This is a genomic window from Pseudomonas sp. 2822-15, from assembly GCF_002742515.1.
GTDB classification, from domain to species: Bacteria; Pseudomonadota; Gammaproteobacteria; order Pseudomonadales; family Pseudomonadaceae; genus Aquipseudomonas; species Aquipseudomonas salomonii.
Genome location: NZ_LJRY01000241.1, coordinates 1 through 25,159 on the forward strand (window position 1 = coordinate 1; position 25,159 = coordinate 25,159).

The window sequence follows — 25,159 nt, forward strand, 5'->3', positions numbered from 1 at the left end:
CAAGCCAGCTCCCACAGAAAAGCAGCTCTTCAGTGCATGCAAATCCGCAGCCGACCTCATATTCAAAACTGCATGCGATCAACTGTGGGAGCGAGTTGCATCAGGTAGAGAGGCTGTTGCTTTGCACTTGATCTGGCTTTTGATTCAACCACTCAGGTCGGCTTTCAGGCCGCCGTGCTCTGCTTTTGATCTGAGGCGCCCCGTCAACCACGATGGCCGAACGCAGGCTTGAATCCGTGGGTAACCCGGCAGGACGCCGGGTTAGCCGCGCTGGGCCAAGGATGGCCCATCGCGGCGGCCCACGGATTCAAGCCTTCGTTCTGGCATGCCGAGCCAGAGCGAGGTGCCGAGTGGTGGGGCGAAGACCTTTTGGTTACTTTTGGCTGGGCCGGCATTCCGGGCGTTTGCCAAAAGTGACCCGCTGTAAGAGCGGAACCATAAGCCGCCGTTACCGCAGCAACGGATATGTACTCAATCACCCCACCACAAGATGGAACTTTGCCAACAAAAAACCACCTGAATCCGGTAGGCTCACCCTTTTTACTTCAAGGAGTTACCCCCCATGGCCAAAGCCACCGCCCGCCACATCCTCGTTTCCACCGAAGACAAGTGCAACGAACTCAAGGCCCAGATCGAAGGCGGCGCCGATTTCGCAGAAATCGCCAAAGCCAACTCCAGCTGCCCGTCCAGCCGTCAAGGCGGTGACCTGGGCTCGTTCGGCCCAGGCCAGATGGTCAAGGAATTCGACACCGTCGTCTTCAGCGCCCCCGTCAACACCGTGCAAGGCCCGGTAAAAACCCAGTTCGGCTACCACCTGCTGGAAGTCACCAGCCGCCAGGACTGATCCCGTCCGCGCTGATGCTATAAACAACGGCCCGCCTTTTGGTGGGCCGTTGTGCATCAAGTGACTGGCAACCCATAAGCCGTTAACGTACAAATCCCTATTACTGTTCACCCGGCGCTCAAGGCTGATAATGCGATTGGTTTTTTTCACAAAACTCTTCAGCTCCACCCTGGCCCTGCTAGTGGCTAGCACCGCCGTGATCGCGGCCCCGCAAACCTACCTCACGGTCTACGGCGAACCGGCCAAATACCCCACCGGCTTCACCCATTTCGACTACGCCAACCCCAGCGCGCCCAAAGGCGGCAGCCTGCGACGCTCGGCCATCGAAATCGGGCGCTTTGACCATGTATTGCCATACATAGACAAAGGCATCGGCGTGTCCCAGGTCGACGGCTGGCTCTACGCCCCGCTGGCCCAGCGTTCCCTGGATGAGCCCTACACGGTTTACGGCCTGGTCGCCGAAAAAATGGAACGCGCCGACGACGGCCTGTCGTTGCGCTTCTACCTCAACCCCAAGGCACGTTTCGCCGATGGCACGCCGATCACCGCTGAAGACGTGCGCTACAGCTTCGACCTGCTGATGACCCAGGGCAGCCTGCGCTTTCGCACGCTGTTCGCCGACGTCAAACACGTCGAAGTCGAAGGCGAGCGCCAAGTGCGCTTCGACTTTTCCAGCAATGAAAACCGCACCCTGGCGCTGGATATCGCCACCCTGCCGGTGTTCCCCGAGCACTGGTGGAAAACCCGCGACTTCGCCAACGGTGGCGGCTACGAAGCACCGCTGGGCAGCGGCCCGTATAAAATCAGCAAGATCGACTCCGGCAGCACCATCACCTTCACCCGCGACCCCGACTGGTGGGGCAAGGACTTGCCCGTCAGCCGTGGCCTGTACAACTTCGATCACCTGAGCCTGGAGTACTTTGGCGACACCGAGGTGGCCCGCCAGGTGCTGCGCGGCGGCGCCTATGACTTCAACCGCGAGTTCTCCGCCACCGGCTACTCCATCGGCTACAACGGCCCGGCCCTCGACGATGGCCGCCTGCAACGTGCGCACTTGGCCAAGGAGATGCCGCAACCGGCCCAGGGCTATGTGTTCAACGTGCAAAAGCCGATGTTCAAGGACCGCCGCGTGCGCCAGGCCCTGGCCATGTTGTGGGATTTCGAATGGGCCAACCGGCAGATGATGCGCAATATGTACATCCGCCAGCAGAGCTTTTTCTCCAACAGCCCGCTGGCCGCCAGCCAACCGCCGACCCCAGAGGAACTGGCGATTCTTGAGCCACTGCGCGGCCAGGTGCCCGACGAAGTGTTCACCCAAGTATTCAAGGCGCCGGTCACCGACGGCAGCGGCATGATCCGTGACAAACAGCTGCAAGCCCTGGCACTGCTCGAAGAGGCCGGCTGGACACCCAAGGGCGACAAGCTGGTCAACGCCGACGGCGAACCGCTGGAGTTCACCTTCCTCAATGCCCAGGCCGGCCTGGAACGCCTGTTGCTGCCGTACAAGCGCAACCTGGCGCAGATCGGCATCACCCTCAATATCCGCCGCATCGACTCTTCGCAGTACGTGAACCGCTTGATGGCACGCGATTACGACATGATCGTGATCGGCTTCCCGGTCACCACCTCGCCGGGCATGGAGCTGTACAACTATTTCGGCTCACAGGCCGCCTACGACCCAGGTGCGAACAACTACATGGTGCTTAAAGACCCCGCCGTCGATACCCTGATCAGCGGGCTGGTCAAAGCCAACACCCAGGCGCAGATGCTCACCTATGCCCATGCCCTGGACCGCGTGCTGCAATGGAACTACCTGTGGATCCCCAACTACTACCCGCCCGGCACTTCGGCCGCGTGGTGGAACCGCTTCGGTCGCCCGGCCATCGAGGCCAAGAACGACGAGGCGCTGGAAACCTGGTGGGAAATCAGCCCCACACCGCTGACCAATGAACAAATGAACGCCGAGCTGAAAAAACGCGGGGGAACGCGCTGATGTTTGCCTATATCGTGCGGCGCCTGCTGCTGATCATCCCCACGCTGGTGATCATCCTGCTGGTCAATTTCGTGATCGTGCAGGCCGCGCCCGGCGGCCCGGTTGAACAAGCCATTGCGCACCTGCAGGGCATCGGTGGCGGCGGCATCGGCGGTGGTGGTGGCGAAGCCGTCAACGGCTCGCGCGCCAGCCGTGGCCTGGACCCCAAATTGATCAAGGACATCGAAAAGCAATACGGTTTCGACAAGCCCGCGCCGGAACGCCTGTGGCTGATGCTCAAGAACTACGCCCAACTGGATTTCGGTAACAGCTTCTTTCGCGGCAAAAGCGTGATCGACCTGATCCTGGAAAAGATGCCGGTGACCATTTCCCTCGGTTTATGGGCCACCTTGATCACCTACCTGGTGTCGATCCCCTTGGGGATTCGCAAGGCCGTGCGCCACGGCAGCAGCTTTGACGTGTGGAGCAGCACCGCGATTGTCATCGGCTATGCGATGCCGGCCTTCCTGTTTGCGATGTTCCTGATCGTGCTGTTCGCCGGTGGCACCTCGCTGAACTGGTTCCCGGTGCGCGGGCTGGTCTCAGAGAACTTCGACGAACTCAGCACAATCGGCAAAATTGCCGACTACTTCTGGCACCTGGTGTTGCCCGTCAGCGCCCTGGTGATCGGCGGGTTCGCCACACTGACCATCCTGACCAAAAACTCATTCCTCAATGAAATCACGCGCCAATACGTGGTCACCGCCCGCGCCAAGGGCTTGAGTGAACGACGCGTGCTCTACGGCCATGTGTTTCGCAACGCCATGCTGCTGGTAATCTCGGGGATTCCCCAGGCCTTTATCAGCGTGTTTTTTGCCGGTTCCCTGCTGATCGAGGTGATCTTTTCCCTCGATGGCCTGGGCCGCATGAGCTACGAAGCCGCCGTGTCCCGCGACTACCCGGTAGTGTTCGGCTCATTGTTTATCTTCACCCTGTTCGGACTCTTGATAAAACTCATCGGTGACCTCTGCTACACCCTGGTGGACCCACGTATCGACTTCGCCGCGAGGAACGCCTGATGCTTAATCTGTCTCCGGTGGCCCGTCGACGTTTCGAGCGCTTCAAGAAGAACCGCCGTGGCTGGTGGTCACTGTGGCTGTTTATCGGCCTGTTTATCCTGACCCTGGGCGGCGAGTTGATCGCCAATGACAAACCCTTGGTGCTCAGCTTCAAGAACGAGCTGTATTTCCCGGTGTTCAAGCGCTACACCGAGCAGCAGTTCGGCGGCCAGTTGCCGTTCCAGGCCGACTACCGCAGTGACTACGTGCAAAAGCTGATCAAGCAGGACGGCGGCTGGATGTTGTTCCCGCCGATCCCGTTCAGCGACGACACGCCCAACTACGAACTGACCCGCCCTGCCCCCAGCCCGCCCTCGACGGTGAACTGGCTGGGCACTGATGATCAATCCCGCGATGTGCTGGCACGGGTGATCTTTGGCGCGCGGGTGTCGATCCTGTTTGCCCTGGCGCTCACGGCCATCAGCGCCGCCATCGGCATTGCCGCCGGCGCCTTGCAGGGTTATTACGGCGGCTGGGTCGACCTGCTCGGCCAGCGCATTCTGGAAGTGTGGTCGGGGTTGCCGGTGCTGTACCTGCTGATCATTCTGTCGGGTTTTGTCGAGCCGAATTTTTGGTGGCTGCTGGGGATCATGGCGCTGTTTTCCTGGCTGGCCCTGGTGGACGTGGTGCGCGCCGAGTTCCTGCGCGGGCGCAACCTGGAATACGTCAAGGCCGCACGCGCCCTGGGCCTGGGCGACGGCAAGATCATTCGCCGGCATATCCTGCCCAATGCCATGACCGCCACCTTGAGCTACCTGCCGTTTATCCTGACCGGGGCGATATCGACCTTGAGCGCCCTGGATTTTCTCGGTTTCGGCATGCCCGCCGGCAGCGCATCCCTGGGCGAGCTGATTGCCCAGGGCAAGCAGAACCTGCAAGCACCCTGGCTGGGCCTGACGGCGTTTTTCACCCTGGCGCTGATCCTGTCGCTGCTGGTCTTTATCGGCGAGGCATTGCGTGATGCCTTCGACCCACGCTCATGAGTAATTGCGTATGAACCTGATCGAGATCCGCGACCTCAGCGTCGCCTTCAACGGCCAGACCGTGGTGAGCAACCTGTGCCTGGACGTGCGCCCCGGCGAATGCCTGGCATTGGTCGGCGAGTCGGGCTCGGGCAAGTCGGTCACCGCCCACTCGATTCTGCAACTGCTGCCTGAGGCCGGCACGCACACCACAGGCTCGGTGAAGTATCGCGGCCAGGAGCTGATCGGCGCCTCGGCGGCCACCTTGCAAAAGCTGCGCGGTAACCGCATTGCAATGATCTTCCAGGAGCCGATGACCTCGCTCAACCCGCTGCACAGCATCGAAAAGCAGATCGGCGAAACCCTGCTGCTGCACAAGGGTCTGGGCGGCAAGGCCGCGCAGGCGCGTATTCTGGAACTGCTCGAACTGGTGGGCATCCAGAAACCCCAGGAGCGCCTCAAGGCTTACCCGCATCAACTCTCCGGCGGCCAGCGTCAGCGGGTGATGATCGCCATGGCCCTGGCCTGCGAGCCGGAACTGCTGATTGCCGACGAACCCACCACTGCGCTGGACGTGACCGTGCAGCGCAAGATCCTGCTGCTGCTCAAGTCCTTGCAGCAGCGCCTGGGCATGTCGCTGCTGCTGATCAGCCACGACCTCAACCTGGTGCGCAGCATTGCCCAGCGCGTGTGCGTGATGCGCGCCGGCGAGATTGTCGAGCAGGCCGACTGCGAGACGCTGTTCACCGCGCCGCAACACCCCTACAGCCGACTGCTGCTGGATGCCGAGCCGGCCGGTGATGCGCTGTGCAGTGATGAACGCGAAACCGTATTGCAAGTTGACGACCTGAGCGTGCAATTCCCCCTCGGCGGCGGGCTGTTCAGGCGCAAAACCTGGTTGCGCGCAGTCGACGGCATCAGCCTTAGGGTGCAACGTGGCAAGACCCTGGGGATTGTTGGCGAGTCCGGCTCGGGCAAATCCACCCTCGGCCAGGCGATCCTGCGCTTGCTCGACTCCACCGGCAGCATCCGTTTTCAGGGTGAAGCCCTCGACCCGCTGAACAACCAGCAGATGCGCCCGTGGCGCAAACAGATGCAGGTGGTATTCCAGGACCCGTTCGGCAGCCTGAGCCCGCGCATGTCGGTGCAGCAGATCATCAGCGAGGGCCTGGAAGTGCATGCGCCGTGCAGCCTGGCCGAGCGTGATGCGCAAGTGATCCAGGTGCTCAAGGATGTGGGGCTCGACCCCGAAAGCCGCCACCGTTACCCGCATGAATTTTCCGGCGGCCAGCGCCAACGCATCGCCATCGCCCGCGCCCTGGTGCTCAAGCCGGCGCTGATGCTGCTGGATGAACCCACCTCGGCCCTGGACCGCACCGTGCAGAAACAAGTGGTGGCGCTGTTGCGTGAACTGCAGGAAAAATACGGCCTGACCTACCTGTTTATCAGCCACGACCTGGCGGTGGTGCGGGCCATGGCCCATGACATGATCGTGATCAAGGATGGCAAGGTGGTGGAGCGCGGCGCGAGCCACGTGGTGTTCGATGCGCCGCAACATCCCTATACCAAAGAGCTGCTGGCGGCGGCGCACATCCCTTTATGAGATTGTTCCCACGCTCCGCGTGGGAACACAGCCTGGGACGCTCCGCGTCCCGCTCGCCAAGTGACGCGGAGCGTCACGGGAGGCATTCCCACGCAGAGCGTGGGAACGATCACATCACAGGATTCGGCACACATGAACATCAGCGACAGCCTCAAGGACTACCAGCAGGTTCGCGGCCTGGCCATCCAGTCGCTGTTCGAGATCATCGAGCAGTCCAGCGAAGGCACGGTGATTGTCGATCGCGACGCGAATATCGTGTGGATGAACGAGCGCTATGCCAAGCGTTTCGGCCTTAAAAGCGCCGATGAAGCCATCGGCCAACCGTGCGAGCAGGTGATTTCCAACAGCCTGCTACGCCAGGTGGTGCGCAACGACCAGCCGATTCTGCTGGATATCCAGGACACGCCCAAAGGCCCGTTGGTGGTGATGCGCCTGCCGATCCACGATGACGCAGACGCGGTGATCGGCGCAATCGGGTTTGCGCTGTTTGATGAGCTGCGCAACTTGTCGCCGCTGATCGAACGCTACCTGAGCATGCAGCAGGAACTGGCCTCCACCCGCTCACTGTTGCGCTCGCGGCAGAGCAAATACAACTTCGCGCATTTTATCGGCACCAGCGCCGCCAGCCTGGAAGTCAAACGCCGGGCACGACGCAGTGCGAGCGCGGAGTCGCCAGTGTTGCTGCTGGGCGAAACCGGCACCGGTAAAGAGGTGCTGGCCCAGGCCATCCACGGCGCCTCCACGCGCGCCCATAAGGCGTTTGTCAGCATCAACAGCGCGGCCATTCCCGGCGACCTGCTCGAAGCCGAGTTCTTCGGCACCGCACCAGGCGCCTTCACTGGTGCCGACCGCAAGGGCCGCCCCGGCAAGTTGCAGATCGCCCAGGGCGGCACGCTGTTCCTCGATGAAATCGGCGACATGCCGCTGCCGCTGCAAAGCAAACTGCTGCGCGTATTGCAGGAAAAGGAATACGAGCCGGTGGGCTCCAACGAAATGGTGCACAGCGATGTGCGGGTGATCGCCGCCACGTCCATGGACCTGGAAGCGGCGATCAAGCGCGGCGAATTCAGGGCGGACTTGTATTACCGACTGAACGTACTGCCGATCCAGGTGCCGCCGTTGCGTGAGCGCCTCGAAGATATTCCGGCGTTGAGCGAGGCGATTCTTGAAGAACTGCGCAGCCAGCATGAGCTTGACCGCGAAGCCCTGGCGTTGCTGGCGCAGCACGCGTGGCCGGGGAATATCCGTGAACTGCGCAACGTACTGGAACGCGCGGCGTTGTTGAGTGATGACCTGGTGCTGGATGCCGAGGAAATTCGCGCGGCGATCGGCACGTTCAGCCCGGTGGCGCGTGGGCGGGTGGAGACGGTCGAGGGCGAGACATTTGCGGCGGCGCGGGAGCGGTTTGATCGGCAGGTGATTGCGGCGGCGCTCAAGGCCTGTGAAGGCAATGTGGTAGAGGCGGCCCAGCGGCTGGGGCTGGGTAGATCGACGCTGTACAAAAAAATGGTGGCATTGGACATGAGCGAGTCTCAATAGATAGACAAAACTCCACAAACAAAGACAGTCCACTGTGGGAGCTGGCTTGCCTGCGATAGCGCCGCCTCAGTCACTACCTATTTAGCTGAACCACCGCTATCGCAGGCAAGCCAGCTCCCACCTTTGATCCTTGTCAGTCTCAAAAAAGAGACAATCTCAGGAATTGCACCCGCACAAAATAATAATATCTATATATTTCAACAACTTAGTTACTTGGCACGCATCTCGCTATAGCCCCTCTCCAACGCACCACCCCACAAAAATAACAATTCGATCTGGAGACACACCATGAGTGTGATCATTGCCCTGGCAGCCCTCGCGCTGCTGATGCTGGCTGCCTACCGTGGCTACAGCGTGATCCTGTTTGCCCCCATCGCCGCCCTTGGCGCCGTGCTGCTCACCGATCCGTCCGCCGTCGCCCCCGCGTTTACCGGGGTGTTCATGGAAAAAATGGTCGGCTTCATCAAACTGTACTTCCCGGTGTTCCTGCTCGGCGCGGTGTTCGGCAAGCTGATTGAGCTGTCGGGCTTTTCGCGCTCGATTGTGGCCGCCGCGATCCGCTTGCTCGGCACGCGCCAGGCGATGCTGGTAATTGTGCTGGTCTGCGCCCTGCTCACCTACGGCGGCGTGTCGCTGTTTGTGGTGGTGTTTGCGGTGTACCCGTTTGCGGCGGAGATGTTCCGCCAGAGCAACATTCCCAAGCGCCTGATCCCGGCGACCATCGCCCTCGGTGCATTCTCGTTCACCATGGACGCCCTGCCCGGCACGCCGCAGATCCAGAACATCATCCCCAGCACCTTCTTCAACACCACCGCGTGGGCGGCGCCGTGGCTGGGCTTGATCGGCACGGTCTTCGTGTTCTGCACCGGCATGCTCTACCTGGCGCGCCAGCGCAACAAGGCACAACGCGCCGGTGAAGGTTATGGCACCGAGCTGCGCAACGAGCCGGAAACCGCCGACAACCTGGCGCTGCCCAACCCGTGGGTGGCGCTGTCGCCGCTGATTCTGGTGGGCGTGATGAACCTGCTGTTCACCCACTGGATCCCGCAGTGGTATGGCAAGACCCACAGCCTCAGCCTGCCGGGCATGAGCGCGCCGGTGACCACCGACATCGCCAAGCTCACGGCGATTTGGGCGGTGCAGGCGGCGTTGCTGGTGGGTATCGTCATGGTGCTGGTGTTCGGCTGGTCGGCGATCAAAAGCAAGCTCGCCGAAGGCAGTAAAAGCGCGGTCAGCGGCGCGCTGCTGGCGGCCATGAACACCGCCTCGGAATACGGCTTCGGCGCGGTGATCGCCTCGTTGCCAGGCTTTCTGGTGCTGGCGGACTGGCTCAAGGGCATCCCCAACCCGCTGGTCAACGAAGCAATTACCGTGACCCTGCTGGCCGGCATCACCGGCTCCGCCTCAGGCGGCATGAGCATCGCCCTGGCGGCGATGTCCGAGAGCTTTATTTCGGCGGCCCATGCGGCCAATATCCCCCTTGAAGTGCTGCACCGGGTCGCGGCCATGGCCAGCGGCGGCATGGACACTCTGCCCCACAACGGCGCGGTAATTACCCTGCTGGCGGTCACCGGGCTGACCCACCGCGAAGCCTACAAGGACATTTTCGGCATCACGATCATCAAGACCCTCGCGGTGTTCGTGGTGATCGGTACTTTCTACGCCACCGGCATTGTGTGAGGTTTTCATGACGACTTTGAATGGCAAGACCGCCCTGGTTACCGGCTCCACCAGCGGCATCGGTTTGGGCATCGCGCTGAGCCTGGCCAAGGCCGGTGCCAACCTGATCCTCAACGGTTTCGGCGATGCCAGCGCGGTGATCGCCCAGGTGCAGGCGTTTGGCGGCAAGGTCGGGCATCACCCGGCCGACGTCAGCGACCCGGCGCAAATAGCCGACATGTTTGCCTACGCCGAGCGCGAGTTCGGCGGCGTCGACATTCTGGTCAACAACGCCGGCATTCAGCATGTGGCGGCCGTGGAAGACTTCCCGGTGGAGCGCTGGGATTCGATCATCGCGATCAACCTGTCGTCGGTGTTCCACAGCACACGTTTGAGTTTGCCGGGCATGAAGGCCAAGGGCTGGGGGCGTATCGTCAATATCGCGTCGGTGCATGGCTTGGTCGGCTCGGTGGGCAAGGCGGCGTATGTGGCGGCCAAACACGGTGTCATCGGCCTGACCAAAGTGGTGGGCCTGGAGACCGCCACCGGTAACGTCACTTGCAATGCCATCTGCCCCGGCTGGGTGTTGACGCCGCTGGTGCAAAAGCAGATTGATGATCGCGCGGCCAAGGGCATTGATCCGCAGCAGGCCCAGCATGATTTGCTCGCGGAAAAACAGCCGTCGCTGGAGTTTGTGACGCCGCCGCAGCTGGGTGAGTTGGTGTTGTTCCTGTGCAGTGAAGCTGGCGCCCAAGTGCGCGGCGCCGCGTGGAACATCGATGGTGGCTGGCTGGCCCAGTAATGGTCGTAATGATCGTTCCCACGCTCTGCGTGGGAATGCAGCCAGGACGCTCCGCGTCCCAAGAGCGGACGCAGAGCGTCCATAGAGGCATTCCCACGCAGAGCATGGGAACGAGAAGAGGCAACTGTATGTCCGAGATCCTCTGGCAACCCTCCCCCGAACGCATCGCCAACACGCGAATGGACCAGTTCCGGCGCTACATCAACCAACGCTACCTCGTGCAGCTGGGTGACTACCCCGCCCTGCACCAATGGAGCATCGACCAGCGCGCCGACTTCTGGCAGGCGATCGTCGCCTTTTTTGAGGTGCAGTTTCGCAGCCCGCCCAGCACCACGCTGATCGAAGGCGCGGCAATGCCCAGCGCCGAGTGGTTCCCCGGCGCGACCCTGAACTTTGCCGAACACCTGCTACGCCGTCGGGATGATCACCCGGCAGTGGTGGCGGTCAGTGAAGACGGCCAGCGCGAACAGCTGACCTATGCCGAACTGGCCCGGCATGTCGCAGGCTTGCAGCGTAGCTTGCGGGCGGCGGGTGTAACCCGGGGCGACCGCGTGGCTGCGTGCATGCCCAACACCTGGCAAACCCTGGTCGGCATGCTTGCCACCACCAGCCTGGGCGCGATCTGGTCGTGCTCCTCGCCGGACTTCGGCACCCAAGGCGTGATCGACCGTTTCGGCCAGATAGAACCCAAGGTGTTGATCACCTGCGCGGGCTACCGCTATGCCGGCAAGGACATCGACCAAAGCGCCAAACTCAATGAAATCCTCGAACGCCTGCCGTCCCTGGAGCAGTTGATCATCGTGCCGTATGCCCGGCCCCAGGCGCGCAGCGAGGACTACCGCACCCACGCCAGGGTCGCACTGTGGAACGAATTCTACTCACCCGGCGGCGAGCCTGAATTTGTCGCGGTGCCGTTCGATCATCCGCTGTATATCCTCTATTCCAGCGGCACCACCGGCGTGCCCAAGTGCATCATCCACAGCACCGGCGGCGTGTTGCTCACCCACCTCAAGGAACACGGCCTGCACGCCGACCTCTCGCGCGAAGATTGCCTGTTCTACTACACCACGTGCGGCTGGATGATGTGGAACTGGCTGGTGTCGGTGCTGGCCCTGGGCGCCACGGCAGTGTTGTATGACGGCTCGCCGTTTCACCCCGGCCCCGAGCGGCTGATCGACCTGATCGACGCGGAAAAAATCAGCGTCTTTGGCACCAGCCCCAAGTTTCTCGCCACCCTGGAAAAGGCCGGCCTGCAACCGCGCCTGAGCCACGATCTGGGCAGCCTCAAAGGCCTGATTTCAACCGGCTCGCCGCTGTCGCCGCAGAGTTATGACTATGTGTACCGCGAGATCAAGGCCGAGCTGTGCCTGTCGTCAATGTCGGGCGGCACCGATATCGTCTCCTGCTTTGTGATCGGCAACCCGGTGCTGCCGGTGCGGCGCGGCGAAATGCAGTGCAAGAGCCTGGCCATGGCCATCGAAGTGTGGGACGACCAGGGCCGGCCGCTGATCGGGGAAAAAGGCGAGCTGGTGTGTACCCGGCATTTTCCGGCCATGCCGATTGGCCTGTGGAATGACCCCGACCGGCAAAAACTGCGCGCCTCGTATTTCAGCCAGTTTCCCGGCGTGTGGGCCCAGGGCGACTACGCCGAGCAGCGGGCCAATGGCAGCCTGCTGATTCACGGGCGCTCCGACGCGGTGCTCAACCCCGGCGGTGTGCGCATCGGTACGGCAGAGATCTATCGCCAGGTGGAAAAAGTCCCGCAGGTGCTGGAAAGTCTGGCCATCGGCCAACGCTGGCAGGACGATGTGCGGGTGGTGCTGTTTGTGCGGCTCAATGACGGCATCACGCTGGATGACGCCCTGGAGCAGCAGATTCGCCAGGTCATCCGTGCCAACACCACGCCGCGCCATGTTCCGGCGAAGATCCTCGCGGTCAGCGATATACCACGCACCATCAGCGGCAAGATCGTAGAACTGGCGGTGCGCAATGTGGTGCATTGTGAGCCGGTCAAAAACACCGATGCCCTGGCCAATCCGCAGGCACTGGAGCAGTTTCGCAACCGGCCTGAACTGGCGGACGGATGAAAGGTTTCAGCGCCGACGCACGCAATTGAAGACAAACCCTCAATGCATGCTATTTTTCGAGGGGTAGTCAGCCGTTCCCGTCTCGCGGGATAATCGGCTGTGGTCGTATTTCAAAGTGTCAGGTGCAGGGCTTTTACATGAATGGAACATCCACCGGTAGCGAAGCCGCTGCATTGATTGCGCGGCTGGACTGGGCGCAAAGCCCGCTCGGTGAGGCCGGTGACTGGCCGCAGAGCCTGCGCACAGCCGTCGATATCGTCGTCCATTCACCGATGCCGATGCTGCTGTTGTGGGGCCGCCAGCTCACCCAGCTTTACAACGACAGCTTCGCGGTGCTCGCGGGCAACAAACACCCCGAGGCGCTGGGCCAACCGGCCCATGACACCTGGCCGGAGCTTGAGAGTTTTACTGCGCCGATCTACGACGCGGTGCTCGGCGGCCAGGTGCGCACCTTCAGCGAACAGCGCTTTGTGCTGCAACGCAATAACCGCGACGCCGACATCTGGCTAGACCTCACCTACAGCCCGGTGCGCGACGAAGGCGGCAGCGTGGCCGGGATCCTGGTCACCGCCATCGAGACCAACGAGCGGCGCAGCAAAACCCTCGAACTGCAGCAGCGCTCCGAAGACAGCCTCAAGGCCCAGCACAACAGCGAACAGCGCCTGCAACTGGCCCTGGCGGCAACCGACGCGGTGGGCACCTGGGACTGGGATATCGGCGAAGACCGCTTTATCGCCGACGCCCACTTTGCCCAGTTGCACGGTGTCGACCCGCAAGACGCCGGCCTGCTGCCGATCAGCGACTACCTGCAAGGCGTACACCCCGAAGACCGTGGCATGGTCGCGCGCAGCATCAAGCATTGCATCACCTTCGGCACCGAATACGCCGAGGAATACCGCCTGCTGCAAGCCGACGGCCAGGTGCGCTGGGTGTTTGCCCGCGGCCGCTGCTACAAGGACCATCAAGGCCGCCCGGCACGGTTCCTGGGGGCCGCGCTGGACCTGACCGAGCGCAAGCAGACCGAACAGGCGCTGCGCCAAAGCCAGACCGAGCTGCAACTGATCATCAACGCCATGCCGGTGCTGATCGGCTACGTCGACCACGAGCAGCGCTTTCGCCTCAACAACAGCGCCTACCTGGAGTGGTACGGCATGACGCCCCAGGAACTGTACGGCAAGAGCATCCGCGAAGTGCTTGGCGACGAGGTGTATGCCGGGCGCGTGGACAAGATCGACGCCGCGCTGCGCGGCAAGGCCTGCAGCTTCATGACCATCACCCCGCACCGCGACGGCCGACCGCGCCATGCGCTGATGAAATACTTGCCGCGCTTCAGCAATGACGGCTCGGTGAATGGTTTCTACATTTTTGTGATCGATGAGACCGAACGCAAACTCACCGAAGAGGCCCTGCGCCACCTCAACGAAAACCTTGAAGAACGCGTGGCCCAGCGCACCCAGGCGCTGGCCGAGGCCAACCAGCGCCTGCAAAACGAGATGTTCGAGCGTGAGCGTGCCGAAGACGCACTGCGCCATGCACAAAAGATGGAAGCGGTTGGCCAGCTCACAGGTGGCATCGCCCATGACTTCAACAATATGCTCACCGGCATTATCGGCAGCCTGGACTTGATGCAGCGTTATATCGCCGCCGGGCGCAGCGATGAAATCGGCCGCTTTACCGACGCGGCGGTGTCGTCCGCCCACCGCGCGGCAGCCCTCACCCACCGGCTGCTGGCGTTCTCCCGCCGCCAGTCGCTGGACCGCCGGCCACTGGACCCGAACGAGCTGGTGGCGTCCCTGGAAGATTTGTTCCGCCGCACCAAAGGCGCACATATCGAGCTCAAGGTGCAACTGGGCAAGGATATCTGGCCGGTCAACACCGATGCCAGCCAACTGGAAAACGCCTTGCTCAACCTGGTGATCAACGCCCGCGACGCGATGCCTGACGGCGGCCAATTGCGCATCGAAACCGCCAACAGTTACCTGGACGGTACCGATATCACCACCCTGGAGCCGGTCAAGGCCGGTGACTACGTGATGCTCGGCGTCTGCGACAACGGCACCGGCATGGCGCCGAAGATTCTGGCCAAGGCGTTCGACCCGTTCTTCACCACCAAGCCCATCGGCCAGGGCACCGGCCTGGGGTTGTCGATGATCTACGGCTTTGCCCAGCAATCCGGCGGCCATGTGACCATTCAAAGCGAACCCGGCCAGGGCACCTGCGTGCGCCTGTACTTGCCGCGCCTGCATGGCACCGCACTGGAAAGCAGCTTGCCGCCGCACTTGGGCGAGGCGCCGCTGGCACTCGCCGGTGAAGCGGTGGTGGTGGTCGAGGATGACCCGGCGGTGCGCATGCTGGTGGTCAACGTGCTCGGTGAACTGGGCTACACCGCCCATCAGGCGGCGGATGCGCGCACCGCGCTGCCGCTGCTGGAGTCGGACCTGCGCGTGGACCTGCTGGTCACCGATGTCGGCCTGCCGGGCATGAACGGCCGACAGTTGGCGGAAATCGCCCGTCAGCACCGGCCGGGCCTGCGCGTATTGTTCATGACCGGCTACGCCGAACAGGCCGCCGAGCGCCAGGGCTTCCTGGAGGACGGCATGGACATGGTGGCCAAGCCGTTTTCCATTGACGTGCTGGCGACTAAAATCCGCAGCATGATCAACGTTGACGAATGAGTTCAGGCATAATCGCGCGCCGTCGCACACCTGGTAGAACGTTATGAAAGCCCAAGCCCGTCATATTCTGGTGAAAACCAGTGAAGAAGCCGAACAGCTCAAACAGCGCATTGCCAAGGGCGAAGCGTTTGATGTGCTGGCCAAAAAGTACTCCACCTGCCCGTCCGGCAAGCGCGGCGGTGATTTGGGTGAAGTGCGGCCTGGGCAGATGGTGGGGGCGATTGATGCGGTGATCTTCAAGAAGCCGGTGAAGGTGGTGCACGGGCCGATCAAGAGCAAGTTCGGGTATCACCTGGTGCAGGTGTTTTACCGCGACTGAGGGGTTGGCTCAGGGCCGCTATCGCAGGCAAGCCAGCTCCTACCCTTGAGCGCATTTCAACTGGAAAAATGCAGTCAAATGTGGGAGCTGGCTTGCCTGCGAACCGCCGCAGGCGGCCATTCACCGCGCAATCAAAGCCCCCGGCACCTGAATCACCCGGCTCGCCAACCGGTGCCCCGCCAACGCCGCCTGTTCAGGCGAGCCGCCCGTGAGCCGACTGGCCAAATACGCCGCACTGAACGAATCCCCGGCCGCCGTGGTGTCCACCACCTTCTCGACCTTCAGCGCCGGCACCGCAAAGCGCTCGCCATCACAGCGGATCAAACACGCATCCGCACCGCGCTTGAGCACCACTTCTGCAATCGCCGGGTACGCCGCGAACACCTGCTCGCTGTCGGCATAACCAAACAATGCGCGTTCGTCATCCTCGGTCAGCAAGGCGATATCCACCTCGGCCAGCACCTGGTGATACGCCGCGCGCGCCGCGTCGACACTCGCCCACAGGCGCGGACGATAGTTGTTGTCGAACACCACCTTGCCACCGCGCCGGCGGGTTTCGATCAGGGTTTGCAGCAAGCGCTCACGCCCGACTTCACCCAGTACCGCCAGGGTGATGCCGCTCAAATACACCACGTCGTAGTGCGGCAACGCCGCCAGGATCGGCTCGGCTGCCGGCGTGGTAAAGCAATCGCGCACGGCGGCTTCGTTGCGCCAGTAGAGGAATTTGCGCTCGCCGTTGGCGTCGGTCTGGATGCAGTACAGCCCCGGTAGACGCCCGGGCAGGCGCTGAACCATGCCCAGCCCGAGGCCTTCGGCGGTCCATTGCTGGCACATGGCATTGCTGAAACTGTCATCGCCCAGGGCGGTCACGTAGTCGACCGTGCCGACGGTGCCCAACTCGCGGCGCAGGTACACCGCCGCGTTCAAGGTGTCGCCGCCGAAGCTCTGTTGCAGGCTGCCATCGGCGCGGTGTTGCAGTTCGATCATGCATTCGCCGATCAGGGCGATGCGGGGGTTTGTGTTCATGCCTTGGGTCTCTCGGTGTGCTGGAGGGCCGCATCGCAGGCAAGCCAGCTCCCACAGTTATGCATTTCAACCTGTGGGAGCTGGCTTGCCTGCGATGGCCACGACGCGGTTTAGAAGCAGGTATGCAAGGATTCAATGACCTGCAACTGCTCATCCACCAGGGAACCCACCTGCCACTTGTCAAAGGTCAGGCATGGGTGCGAAGTACCGAACGAGATGATGTCGCCGATACGCAGCTCAACCCCCGGCGCCACCGTCATGAACGCATGCTGGTCCATCACCGCCGTGACTTTGCACGCGGTCACATCATCGCCTTCGGCCGGCACAATCCCGGCCTTGTAGCGCTTGAGCGGCACCGGCAAACCGGCGTCGTAGGCCACGTCGCGCTTGCCCAGGGCAACTACCGCAAAGCCAGGCTCGGGCATCGATTGCACGTGTGCCCAGACTTCCAGGGCCGGGCGCAGGCCTTCGTTGAGGTCGCTGCGACGGTCGAGCACGCAGCATTGCGCCTCTTTGTAGATGCCATGGTCGTGGGCCACATAGCTGCCGGGGCGCAACACGCTGAGGAAGCGGCCGGCGGCGTTTTGCGCTTCAAACGACTCGGCGATCAGGTCGTACCAGGCCGAACCCGAGGCGGTGATGATCGGCTTGGGCCAGTCGAACGCGCCATTGTTTTGCAGGTCCACGGCCAGGCGTACCAGGCTGGCGGCAAAGTCACGGATGCCGCTGACGGCGTGTTCGCCGTGGATCACACCTTCGTAGCCTTCAATACCGGTCAGGGCCAGGGCCGGTTGGGCTTTGATCGCCTGGGCCAGCTCGCGCACTTGCTGCTCGCTGCGGCACCCGCAACGGCCGCCGACCACGCCGTATTCGATCATCACGTTCAGGCGCAGGCCACGGGCGGCGAAGAACAGGCCCAGGTCGGCGACGTTGTCCGGATGATCGACCATGCAGTGAAAATCAAACTCCGGGTCGGCCAGCAGGTCGGCGATCAGCGCCATGTTCGGCGCGCCCACCAGCTGGTTGGCCATCAACACGCGGCGCACGCCGCCGGCATAGGCGGCGCGGGTCTGCACGGCATTGGCCAGGGTGATGCCCCAGGCGCCCGCCTCGATCTGGCGCTGGAACAGCGCCGGCATCATGCTGGTTTTGCCATGGGGCGCGAGCTCTGCACCGCTGTTGCTGACAAATGCCTGCATCCAGCGGATGTTGTGTTCCAGCGCGTCACGGTGCAGCACCAGGGCCGGCAGGCTGACGTCACGGACCAAGTGGGCACCGACGGCGGCGGCGCCTTTTTCAACGGCATTGAGGGCAGACATGAAGTACTCCTATTCGTTGATACGCCGGGCCAGGTTATTGGCGCTGTCGATCAACACCCGGCGATAGTCGTTGTAGTTTTTGATCGCATCGGCGCGCGGTGCAACGATGCACAAGGTCGCGATGCTGATGCCCTGCGCGTCCCGCACCGGGGCGGCAAAGCAATGGGTGAAGGTGTCGGCCACGCTGTCGAAGGAGAAAAACCCATCGAGGGTGGCCTGACGGATTTGCGCCAGGAAGGTTTCCAGCGGCAGACGCTGGCCGTCCGGCAGGATGAAGTCGTCGTGGTCGATCAGGTCGATGATCTGCTGGTCGCTCAAGTGCCCCAGCAGCAAGCGCCCGGAAGCGGTCCAGGGGATTGGCGCGTTTTCGCCGATGTCCGAGGAAATCCGAAAATGCCGCTCGCCTTCGCGCATCAGCGCCACCGTGTATTTGCGCCCGTTGAGCAGGCACATCTGCGCGGTTTCGTGGGTCTGGCTGACGATCTCCTGCAAGGCGTGGTCGGCCTCGCGGGTCAGGTCGAAATGGCGCAGGTGCGCCTGGCCGAGAAAGTACAGCTGGCGGCCGAGGTAGACGTGACCGTCCTTGCCCACCGTCTCCAGAATGCGCCGCTCCAGCAACGACGCAACCAGTTCATAGACCGTGGACTTGGGGCTGCCGATGCCGCTGGCAATATCATTCGGGCGCAGGGGCTGGCCGATCTCCTTGAGAAAATCGAGGATATCGAATGCACGGTCCAATCCTTTGGCGCGGCGTTTGATGGTGTCTTCGGTCATGGCAGTCGTCGGTCCGGTCATAGTGGTAATGCTGCACAGTGAACCCCTGTGGGAGCGGGATTGCCCGCGATGGCGGTGGTTCAGGTAAACATGGGCTGCCTGACACGCTGTCATCGCAGGCAAGCCAGCTCCCACATTGAACATCAGTGATCTCAAGAGAGGGGCATTTAGCCTTTTTTCTTGTAGGCCACGCAATCGATCTCGACCTTGCAGTCCACCATCATGTTGGCCTGCACACAGGCGCGTGCCGGGGCGTGTTCGGGGGTGAAGTACTCGCCGAATACCTTGTTGAAACTCCAGAAGTCCCGTGGGTCTTCCAGCCATACGCCAACGCGCACCACGTCTTTGAGTTCGTAACCGGCCTCTTCCAGAATCGCCACCACGTTGCGCATGGTCTGGCGGGTTTGCTCGATGATGCCGCCGGTGATGATTTCACCGTCCACCGCCGGTACCTGGCCCGACACGTAGAGCCAGCCGTCGGCTTCCACGGCACGGGCGAAAGGACGCGGCTGACCGCCGCCGGCAGTGCTACCGGCACCGTAACGAGTAATGCTCATAAAAATTGCTCCTGATTAAAAACGAATATTCTTCAAAAATTCCGCCAGGCGCGGCGATTGCGGGCGTTCGAAGATCTCCTTAGGCGCGCCCTGCTCTTCGATGCGGCCCTGGTTCATGAAGACGATCTTGTCCGACACTTCATAGGCAAAGCGCATTTCGTGGGTGACCAGCAACATGGTCATGCCCTCTTCCGCCAGGCCCTTGATCACACTGAGCACCTCCCCCACCAACTCCGGGTCGAGGGCCGAGGTGACTTCATCAAAGAGCATCAGGCTGGGGTTCATGGCAATGGCGCGGGCAATCGCCACGCGCTGTTGCTGACCGCCGGAAAGTTGACCGGGGAAGTGGTTGCGCCGCTCCAGCAAGCCCACGCGGTCCAGCCATTTTTCGGCCAGGGCCACAGCCTCGTCCTTGCCCATTTTCTTGACCTTGAGCAGGCCGAGGGTGACGTTTTGCAACGCGCTCAGATGCGGGAACAGGTTGAATTGCTGGAAGGCCATGCCGGTCATTGCGCGGTGTTGGGCAATCACCCGTTCGGGGTGACGCACGCGCTTGCCGGCGATTTCGCTGTAGCCGATGGACTCTCCGTCCAGGCTGATCTGCCCGCCCTGGAACTCTTCGAGCAGGTTGACGCAACGCAGCAAGGTGGTCTTGCCCGAGCCGCTGGAGCCGATCAACGTCACCACGTTGCCGCGCTGCATGGACAGGTCGACGCCCTTGAGCACTTCGACCTGGCCATATTGTTTGCGCAGGCCACGAATGTTCAGCAGCGGTTGGTTGGTTTGAGGTTGGTTCATGGCAAGGCCACCCGCTTTTCAATGTAGCGCCCGAATAACTCGATGGCGTAGTTGATGACAAAGAACAGAAACCCGGCGAACAGGTAGAACTCCAGGGTCATGAAGGTACGTGCGATGACTTGCTGAGTGCTGAGCAGCAATTCGGCCACGCCGATCACCGAGAGCAAGGTCGAGGCCTTGACGATTTCGGTGGAGGAATTGACCCAGGTCGGCAGGATCTGGCGCAACGCCTGGGGCAACAGCACGTAGGTCAGTGACTGTTTGAACGTCAGGCCAATCGCCCGGCCCGCTTCCAGTTGCCCACGGGGAATGGCTTGCAGCGCACCGCGCACGATTTCTGCCACGTGGGAGCCGCAGAACAACGTCAACCCGACCGCACCGGCCTGGAACGCGCTGATCTGCCAACCCAGCGCCGGCAGCATGTAAAAACACGCCAGTACCAGCACAAACACCGGCGTACCGCGCACCAGGTCGACATACAGACGAAACGGCGCGCGCATCCAGAACTTGCCGTAGGTGAGGATCAACCCGGCAAAAATGCCGATCAGCGTGCCAAAGATAATCGCCAGCACCGAGCAATAAATACTGGTTTGAAACCCCGCCCAGAGGGTATCCCGGGCGATCCACAATTCATGCAGCCAGCTTGGGGACTCGTACATGCAAACCCTCCTTAACGACGGATCGCCAGACGCTGTTCCAGGTAACGGAGCAGCATGGCAATGAAGTAACAGGCCGCCACATAGAGCGCGGTCGTGACCATCCAGGTTTCAATCACCCGGTAGCTCTCGACGTTGATCTTGCGGGCGTAATAGGTCAGCTCCGGCACCGCAATCGCGGCCGCCAGCGACGTGTCCTTGAACAGCGAAATAAAGTTGTTCGACAGCGCCGGCAACACGTTGCGAAGCATCACCGGCACCGTGATGTAGGCGCGGATACGCCATTCACCCAAACCGATGGCCAAGCCGGCTTCACGCAAGCCCTTGGGAATATTCAACAGCCCGGCGCGGAACACTTCGGTCAGGTAAGCACCGGCATACAGCGACAGGGTGATGATGAACGAGGGGATCTTGTCGAGCCGAATCCCGAGCGAAGGCAGGGCAAAGTAGATCAACAGGATCAGCACGAGGATCGGCGTATTGCGGATCACCGTCACATACACCGAGGCGAAGATTCGCAACGCCCGGTGTTTGGACAGCATCGCAAACGCCATCATCAGGCCGATCACGCAACCGATGGCGATCGACAGCAAGGCCAGTTCAAGGCCCAGGCCGAGCCCCGCCAGCAAGCTGGGGAAATCACGCCACACGGCGGCAAAGTTCAACTGATAGTTCATGGTCGGCAGTACCTGCTCGGGGCGCCGTCAGCGACGCCCCAGGATTTACGATTTACTTGAACTCAACCGGGAAACCGATCGCAGGTTCCGGCAAATCCACACCGAACCATTGTTTGAACGAGGCTTTGTAGGTCGGGAATTCCACGCCGGTCATGGCTTCATGCAGCGCGGTGTTGACGAAGTTCAGCCAGTCCTGATCGCCACGCTTGACCGCGCACGCGTAGGTTTGCGGGCTCCACGCGTAGGTCGGGCTGCGGTAGCGGCCCGGGTTTTGCACCATCAGGTACTTGACCGAGGACTGGTCGGTGGCGGCGGCATCGGCACGGCCGGAGTTCACGGCCTGGTACATCAGGTCGACGCTGTCGTACTGGTCTACCTTGGCTTTTGGCAGGGCCTGGTGCACCAGCTCTTCGGCGTACACGTTTTGCAGCACGGCCACGGTCACGCCATCGCCGGCTGCCTGCAGGTCTTCGATTTCTTTGTATTTGCTGTTGTTCGGCAGCAACAGGCCTACGCCTTCTCGGTAGTACGGCAGGGTAAAGGCAACCTGCTGCGCACGGCTGGCGGTGACGGTAATGAACTGGCAACTCATGTCGACCTTGTCGGTCAGCAGGTTGGGAATACGTGCGTCGGACGACTGCACCACAAACTCGACCTTGCTCGGGTCGTTGAACAATCCTTTAGCCACGATGCGGCCGATGTCGATATCAAAACCCTGCAACTTGCCATCCGCTCCCTGGAAGTGCCACGGCGCATTGGTACTGCCTGTACCCACGATGAGATGCCCACGCTTGAGCACATCATCGAGCTTGCTGTCCGCCGCCTGCACAACGCTTGCGAGGGAAGCCGATGCGGCGAAGAGAAAAACACACGCTTTAAACACGGAAGGTCGGTGATGCATGACAAGCACTCCAGGAGTTGTGTATTCCGCTATACCGGAACTTAGTATGTAACAACGGAATAGACAGCAGAAAGTGTGCCACACGCAGTAACAGAAAAACACGATAGGAATAAATTCGTTTTAAATCATATAGATCGTTAACAGATCAGGATGCGGCGCTAAGCCAGCATTTCGAATCAGCTTGCTACCCAAGGCCCCATACACCGGTGACGGGCCCCAATCGAGTGCGCCCCAACGGTGTTACCGCGCCCCCTTGCAGTGCGCGCGCGCCGTGGATAAATCCTCACACTGGACTAGCCTTTGCACATCCACGCCAACAAGGACGCCCTTTTCCATGAAGCTCAGTCTCGCTCTGGTTTTGCTTTCATTGCTGGCTGCCGGCAGCGCTTCGGCCGCCAACGATCGGCACGAATGCAAGGAAGAACTGCAAAAGCTCAAGGAAGCCTTCGGCACTGACTACACCAGCCAGAACCACCACGGATACCGGCGGGCCAAGGCCTCAAGGGATAACGAGGAATACAGGAAGTGTGCTAGTCAGGCGCGCAAGGCCCGCGAGCGCATGGAGCGCGGCAAGGATGCGTGAGCATGTCTACCTGTGAAGGTTGACAGTAGACGGCGGTGATCTCCCGATTTAGCGTACCCGACAGCAGCATTTCGATGGGCACACAAGGAGATCGCCATGGGCTTGGCAAATACCGTTATCGATCACCCTGACGAATATTGGTCGTTAGTGAACCAACATCCACTGGTTTTCGTGCTGTTTGTGTCTGAGTACTGCGAAGCGTGCCTGGGCGCCAATAAGCGGTTTGAGAATATTGCCGCAAACCACACTGAATCAGTCAAAAGCATGGTTCTGGATACGAGACAGACCCCCAAAATCGAGGCATTGGGAGATATCGGTACACCTACCCTGATGGTGTACCAAAATGGCAAGGAGGCCGGAAAGTTCCTGGGAATCGGTTTTCCGGAAGATCAAGAAGAGTACCTGGCGGGAATTTTCGCACACTTTGTAAACGGCGCACCGCTTCCCGAACTTCCGGCTTATCTATTGCTATGAGCCTGCGATCCCCCTTTCCTGGGCAACCACCGGCTCAAGCAACACCTGTGTAACACGGCGCTCTTCAACCGCCATCACGGTGAGGCGCCAGCCCTCATGCTCCAGGCTATCCCCCACCACGGGGAGGCGATCGAGCAGGCTCATCACCAACCCCGCCAGGGTTTGATAGTCCTGGGTTGCGGCAGCCTTGAAGCCGGTACGCTGACGCACCAGGTTAAGGTTCACGGCCCCATTGACGCGATACCCCTCGCCTTCCTCAATAACATCCGGCCCTTCGATTTCACTGGCATCAGGCAATTCACCGGCGATGGACTCGAGAATGTCGGTCATGCTCAACACCCCCATGAAGTCACCGAATTCGTTGATCACGAAGGCAATATGGGTCGACTCCTGGCGCATCTGTTCCAACGCATTGAGGATCGAAAAACTCTCCAGCAAATTGACCGCCCGGCGCGCCAGGTGCTCAAGGTTCGGCTCATTACCGGCCAGGTATTCCTTGAGCAATTCCTTTTTGTGCACAAAACCCAATGGCTCATCCACCGCGCCGTTGCGGATCAACGGCAGGCGCGAATAGGACGATTGCATCAGCGTTTGCCGGATGGTGTCGGCATCGTCCGCCAGATCAATACAGTCGACTTTCGCCCTTGGCGTCATCAAGGTGCGGATCGGCCGCTCGGCCAATTGCAGCACGCCGCTGATCATCACGCGTTCACGTCGATCAAACAGCGGGCCTTGGCCGGCATCCGGCTCGCCGAGCAGGTCAGCCACGTCATCATCCACGCCTTCCACCGCCAGACTGCGACCACCGAGCAAACGCATCACCGCATGGGCGGTGCGCTGGCGCACCGGCAAGGTGCCTTGCGCCGACTTCTTGCGACGCGCACGCGCCAACTGGTTGAACAGCTCCACCACAATCGAGAAGCCCATGGCCGCATACAGGTAGCCTTTAGGCACATGGAAGCCCAAGCCTTCGGCGGTCAGCACCAGGCCGATCATCATCAAAAAGCTCAGGCACAGCATGATTACGGTCGGGTGCGAGTTGACGAAACGGGTCAGCGGCTTGCTCGCCACGATCATCAGGCCGATGGAGAAGACCACGGCGATCATCATCACCGCCAGCTCATCGACCATGCCCACGGCCGTCACCACCGCATCCAGAGAGAACACCGCGTCGAGCACCACGATCTGCGCGACGATCGGCCAGAACATCGCGTAAGTGGCGTTGCCGGTGCGTTGCGCCACATGCCCCTCAAGGCGTTCATGCAATTCCATGGTGGCTTTGAACAGCAGGAACACACCGCCAAACAGCATGATCAGGTCACGCCCGGAGAAGCCTTTGCCGAACACTTCGAACAGGGGCTGGGTGAGCGTCACCATCCACGAAATACTCGCCAGCAAGCCCAGGCGCATCAGCAATGCCAGGGACAGCCCGATCAACCGCGCGCGGTCGCGCTGCTCCGGTGGCAACTTGTCGGCCAAAATCGCGATAAACACCAGGTTGTCGATACCCAGCACCAGTTCCAGCACAATCAAAGTCAACAGGCCGAGCCAGGCCGTTGGATCCGCTAACCATTCCATTTATAAACGTCTCATAATTGATTTCAGAATGCCGGGCACGGCAAGGCGCGGTCAATGGACCGGGACAAGGTTAGCAATCGGAATACGGGGTGCTTGAGCAGGAACGGCGACAGCGAATGTCTTGGGGAAAGACGACTGGGAGGCTCCGAGAGGGTGTTCATGCAAGTCCTGCAGTGAGAAAAGGACTTGAATCGTACAGTCGAAACTCAAATTTCCCACACTGCAAAACTATTACA

General features: G+C 61.3%; 22 protein-coding genes. 13 read left to right on the plus strand and 9 right to left on the minus strand.

Annotation, left to right across the window (positions count from 1 at the left end; all coding sequences use genetic code 11):
* Positions 1–562 precede the first annotated feature (562 nt).
* The 11 genes from AOA59_RS25990 to AOA59_RS26040 all read left to right on the plus strand — a co-directional run bounded on the left by AOA59_RS25990 (position 563) and on the right by AOA59_RS26040 (position 15,580).
* Positions 563–844: a peptidylprolyl isomerase gene (locus AOA59_RS25990; RefSeq protein WP_005788801.1), complete on the plus strand. Its 282-nt coding sequence runs from the start codon at positions 563–565 to the stop codon at positions 842–844.
* A 130-nt stretch (positions 845–974) separates the two neighbouring features.
* Positions 975–2,837, plus strand: coding sequence for an extracellular solute-binding protein (locus tag AOA59_RS25995; protein WP_099489559.1), 1,863 nt, complete (start codon positions 975–977; stop codon positions 2,835–2,837).
* Entirely contained in the window at positions 2,837–3,895 is a 1,059-nt protein-coding gene (locus AOA59_RS26000; RefSeq protein WP_069788428.1) for a microcin C ABC transporter permease YejB, read from the plus strand. Before AOA59_RS25995 ends, AOA59_RS26000 begins: the two co-directional genes overlap by 1 nt.
* Positions 3,895–4,917, plus strand: a complete 1,023-nt coding sequence (locus tag AOA59_RS26005) for an ABC transporter permease (protein ID WP_056859498.1) — start codon at positions 3,895–3,897, stop codon at positions 4,915–4,917. The genes AOA59_RS26000 and AOA59_RS26005 overlap by 1 nt, the downstream gene beginning before the upstream one ends.
* A gap of 10 nt (positions 4,918–4,927) precedes the next feature.
* Positions 4,928–6,499 carry an ABC transporter ATP-binding protein gene (locus AOA59_RS26010; RefSeq protein WP_099489561.1) on the plus strand — a complete coding sequence of 524 codons (1,572 nt, stop codon included), beginning with the start codon at positions 4,928–4,930 and terminating at the stop codon, positions 6,497–6,499.
* A gap of 132 nt (positions 6,500–6,631) precedes the next feature.
* The gene (locus AOA59_RS26015; protein ID WP_099489562.1) at positions 6,632–8,038 is read left to right on the plus strand and encodes a sigma-54-dependent Fis family transcriptional regulator; all 1,407 of its coding nucleotides are present in this window, start codon (positions 6,632–6,634) and stop codon (positions 8,036–8,038) included.
* 288 nt (positions 8,039–8,326) lie between these two features.
* The gene (locus tag AOA59_RS26020) at positions 8,327–9,718 is read left to right on the plus strand and encodes a GntP family permease (protein ID WP_099489563.1); all 1,392 of its coding nucleotides are present in this window, start codon (positions 8,327–8,329) and stop codon (positions 9,716–9,718) included.
* A gap of 7 nt (positions 9,719–9,725) precedes the next feature.
* Positions 9,726–10,499 (plus strand): 3-hydroxybutyrate dehydrogenase, encoded by a 774-nt coding sequence (gene hbdH, locus AOA59_RS26025; protein ID WP_056859502.1) that lies wholly within the window; start codon positions 9,726–9,728, stop codon positions 10,497–10,499.
* A 128-nt stretch (positions 10,500–10,627) separates the two neighbouring features.
* A complete protein-coding gene (locus AOA59_RS26030; protein ID WP_099489564.1) occupies positions 10,628–12,586 on the plus strand; it encodes an acetoacetate--CoA ligase in 1,959 nt (652 codons plus the stop codon).
* A 137-nt stretch (positions 12,587–12,723) separates the two neighbouring features.
* Entirely contained in the window at positions 12,724–15,261 is a 2,538-nt protein-coding gene (locus tag AOA59_RS26035; protein ID WP_099489565.1) for a PAS domain-containing sensor histidine kinase, read from the plus strand.
* Between the two features lie 43 nt (positions 15,262–15,304).
* On the plus strand, positions 15,305–15,580 hold the full coding sequence (locus AOA59_RS26040) for a peptidylprolyl isomerase (protein WP_003174397.1): 276 nt from the start codon (positions 15,305–15,307) through the stop codon (positions 15,578–15,580).
* Between the two features lie 120 nt (positions 15,581–15,700).
* Here the strand turns inward: AOA59_RS26040 and AOA59_RS26045 are convergent, their stop codons facing one another.
* The 8 genes from AOA59_RS26045 to AOA59_RS26080 form a co-directional block, all read right to left on the minus strand.
* Complete coding sequence (locus AOA59_RS26045) at positions 15,701–16,606, minus strand: sugar kinase (RefSeq protein ID WP_099489566.1); 906 nt, start codon at positions 16,604–16,606, stop codon at positions 15,701–15,703.
* A gap of 110 nt (positions 16,607–16,716) precedes the next feature.
* Positions 16,717–17,925 carry an amino acid deaminase gene (locus AOA59_RS26050; RefSeq protein ID WP_099489567.1) on the minus strand — a complete coding sequence of 403 codons (1,209 nt, stop codon included), beginning with the start codon at positions 17,923–17,925 and terminating at the stop codon, positions 16,717–16,719.
* Positions 17,926–17,934: 9 nt separating this feature from the next.
* A complete protein-coding gene (locus tag AOA59_RS26055) occupies positions 17,935–18,699 on the minus strand; it encodes an IclR family transcriptional regulator (protein ID WP_056859507.1) in 765 nt (254 codons plus the stop codon).
* A gap of 167 nt (positions 18,700–18,866) precedes the next feature.
* Positions 18,867–19,256, minus strand: a complete 390-nt coding sequence (locus tag AOA59_RS26060) for a RidA family protein (protein WP_010210958.1) — start codon at positions 19,254–19,256, stop codon at positions 18,867–18,869.
* 15 nt (positions 19,257–19,271) lie between these two features.
* A complete protein-coding gene (locus AOA59_RS26065) occupies positions 19,272–20,054 on the minus strand; it encodes an amino acid ABC transporter ATP-binding protein (protein WP_065929538.1) in 783 nt (260 codons plus the stop codon).
* Positions 20,051–20,713, minus strand: coding sequence for an amino acid ABC transporter permease (locus AOA59_RS26070; RefSeq protein WP_056859509.1), 663 nt, complete (start codon positions 20,711–20,713; stop codon positions 20,051–20,053). The genes AOA59_RS26065 and AOA59_RS26070 overlap by 4 nt, the downstream gene beginning before the upstream one ends.
* Before the next feature lie 11 nt (positions 20,714–20,724).
* On the minus strand, positions 20,725–21,387 hold the full coding sequence (locus AOA59_RS26075) for an amino acid ABC transporter permease (RefSeq protein WP_056859510.1): 663 nt from the start codon (positions 21,385–21,387) through the stop codon (positions 20,725–20,727).
* 52 nt (positions 21,388–21,439) lie between these two features.
* Complete coding sequence (locus AOA59_RS26080; RefSeq protein WP_065907736.1) at positions 21,440–22,288, minus strand: transporter substrate-binding domain-containing protein; 849 nt, start codon at positions 22,286–22,288, stop codon at positions 21,440–21,442.
* Positions 22,289–22,622: 334 nt separating this feature from the next.
* Between AOA59_RS26080 and AOA59_RS26085 the strand changes: the two genes are divergently transcribed.
* Positions 22,623–22,871 (plus strand): hypothetical protein, encoded by a 249-nt coding sequence (locus AOA59_RS26085; RefSeq protein WP_099489568.1) that lies wholly within the window; start codon positions 22,623–22,625, stop codon positions 22,869–22,871.
* Positions 22,872–22,967: 96 nt separating this feature from the next.
* Positions 22,968–23,345 carry a co-chaperone YbbN gene (locus tag AOA59_RS26090; RefSeq protein WP_099489569.1) on the plus strand — a complete coding sequence of 126 codons (378 nt, stop codon included), beginning with the start codon at positions 22,968–22,970 and terminating at the stop codon, positions 23,343–23,345.
* On the opposite strand, the gene AOA59_RS26095 is transcribed toward AOA59_RS26090, so the two are convergent.
* Positions 23,340–24,923 carry a TerC family protein gene (locus AOA59_RS26095; RefSeq protein ID WP_099489570.1) on the minus strand — a complete coding sequence of 528 codons (1,584 nt, stop codon included), beginning with the start codon at positions 24,921–24,923 and terminating at the stop codon, positions 23,340–23,342. The two genes, AOA59_RS26090 and AOA59_RS26095, sit on opposite strands and share 6 nt — an antisense overlap.
* Positions 24,924–25,159: the final 236 nt, after the last annotated feature.

Excerpts from the sequence above, each read along its gene's own strand:
- AOA59_RS25990 (WP_005788801.1), top strand. The coding sequence starts at position 563 with ATGGCCAAAGCCACCGCCCGCCACATCCTCGTTTCCACCGAAGACAAG.
- AOA59_RS25995 (WP_099489559.1), top strand. The coding sequence starts at position 975 with ATGCGATTGGTTTTTTTCACAAAACTCTTCAGCTCCACCCTGGCCCTG.
- AOA59_RS26000 (WP_069788428.1), top strand. The coding sequence starts at position 2,837 with ATGTTTGCCTATATCGTGCGGCGCCTGCTGCTGATCATCCCCACGCTG.
- AOA59_RS26005 (WP_056859498.1), top strand. The coding sequence starts at position 3,895 with ATGCTTAATCTGTCTCCGGTGGCCCGTCGACGTTTCGAGCGCTTCAAG.
- AOA59_RS26010 (WP_099489561.1), top strand. The coding sequence starts at position 4,928 with ATGAACCTGATCGAGATCCGCGACCTCAGCGTCGCCTTCAACGGCCAG.
- AOA59_RS26015 (WP_099489562.1), top strand. The coding sequence starts at position 6,632 with ATGAACATCAGCGACAGCCTCAAGGACTACCAGCAGGTTCGCGGCCTG.
- AOA59_RS26020 (WP_099489563.1), top strand. The coding sequence starts at position 8,327 with ATGAGTGTGATCATTGCCCTGGCAGCCCTCGCGCTGCTGATGCTGGCT.
- hbdH (WP_056859502.1), top strand. The coding sequence starts at position 9,726 with ATGACGACTTTGAATGGCAAGACCGCCCTGGTTACCGGCTCCACCAGC.
- AOA59_RS26030 (WP_099489564.1), top strand. The coding sequence starts at position 10,628 with ATGTCCGAGATCCTCTGGCAACCCTCCCCCGAACGCATCGCCAACACG.
- AOA59_RS26035 (WP_099489565.1), top strand. The coding sequence starts at position 12,724 with ATGAATGGAACATCCACCGGTAGCGAAGCCGCTGCATTGATTGCGCGG.
- AOA59_RS26040 (WP_003174397.1), top strand. The coding sequence starts at position 15,305 with ATGAAAGCCCAAGCCCGTCATATTCTGGTGAAAACCAGTGAAGAAGCC.
- AOA59_RS26045 (WP_099489566.1), bottom strand. The coding sequence starts at position 16,606 with ATGAACACAAACCCCCGCATCGCCCTGATCGGCGAATGCATGATCGAA.
- AOA59_RS26050 (WP_099489567.1), bottom strand. The coding sequence starts at position 17,925 with ATGTCTGCCCTCAATGCCGTTGAAAAAGGCGCCGCCGCCGTCGGTGCC.
- AOA59_RS26055 (WP_056859507.1), bottom strand. The coding sequence starts at position 18,699 with ATGACCGAAGACACCATCAAACGCCGCGCCAAAGGATTGGACCGTGCA.
- AOA59_RS26060 (WP_010210958.1), bottom strand. The coding sequence starts at position 19,256 with ATGAGCATTACTCGTTACGGTGCCGGTAGCACTGCCGGCGGCGGTCAG.
- AOA59_RS26065 (WP_065929538.1), bottom strand. The coding sequence starts at position 20,054 with ATGAACCAACCTCAAACCAACCAACCGCTGCTGAACATTCGTGGCCTG.
- AOA59_RS26070 (WP_056859509.1), bottom strand. The coding sequence starts at position 20,713 with ATGTACGAGTCCCCAAGCTGGCTGCATGAATTGTGGATCGCCCGGGAT.
- AOA59_RS26075 (WP_056859510.1), bottom strand. The coding sequence starts at position 21,387 with ATGAACTATCAGTTGAACTTTGCCGCCGTGTGGCGTGATTTCCCCAGC.
- AOA59_RS26080 (WP_065907736.1), bottom strand. The coding sequence starts at position 22,288 with ATGCATCACCGACCTTCCGTGTTTAAAGCGTGTGTTTTTCTCTTCGCC.
- AOA59_RS26085 (WP_099489568.1), top strand. The coding sequence starts at position 22,623 with ATGAAGCTCAGTCTCGCTCTGGTTTTGCTTTCATTGCTGGCTGCCGGC.
- AOA59_RS26090 (WP_099489569.1), top strand. The coding sequence starts at position 22,968 with ATGGGCTTGGCAAATACCGTTATCGATCACCCTGACGAATATTGGTCG.
- AOA59_RS26095 (WP_099489570.1), bottom strand. The coding sequence starts at position 24,923 with ATGGAATGGTTAGCGGATCCAACGGCCTGGCTCGGCCTGTTGACTTTG.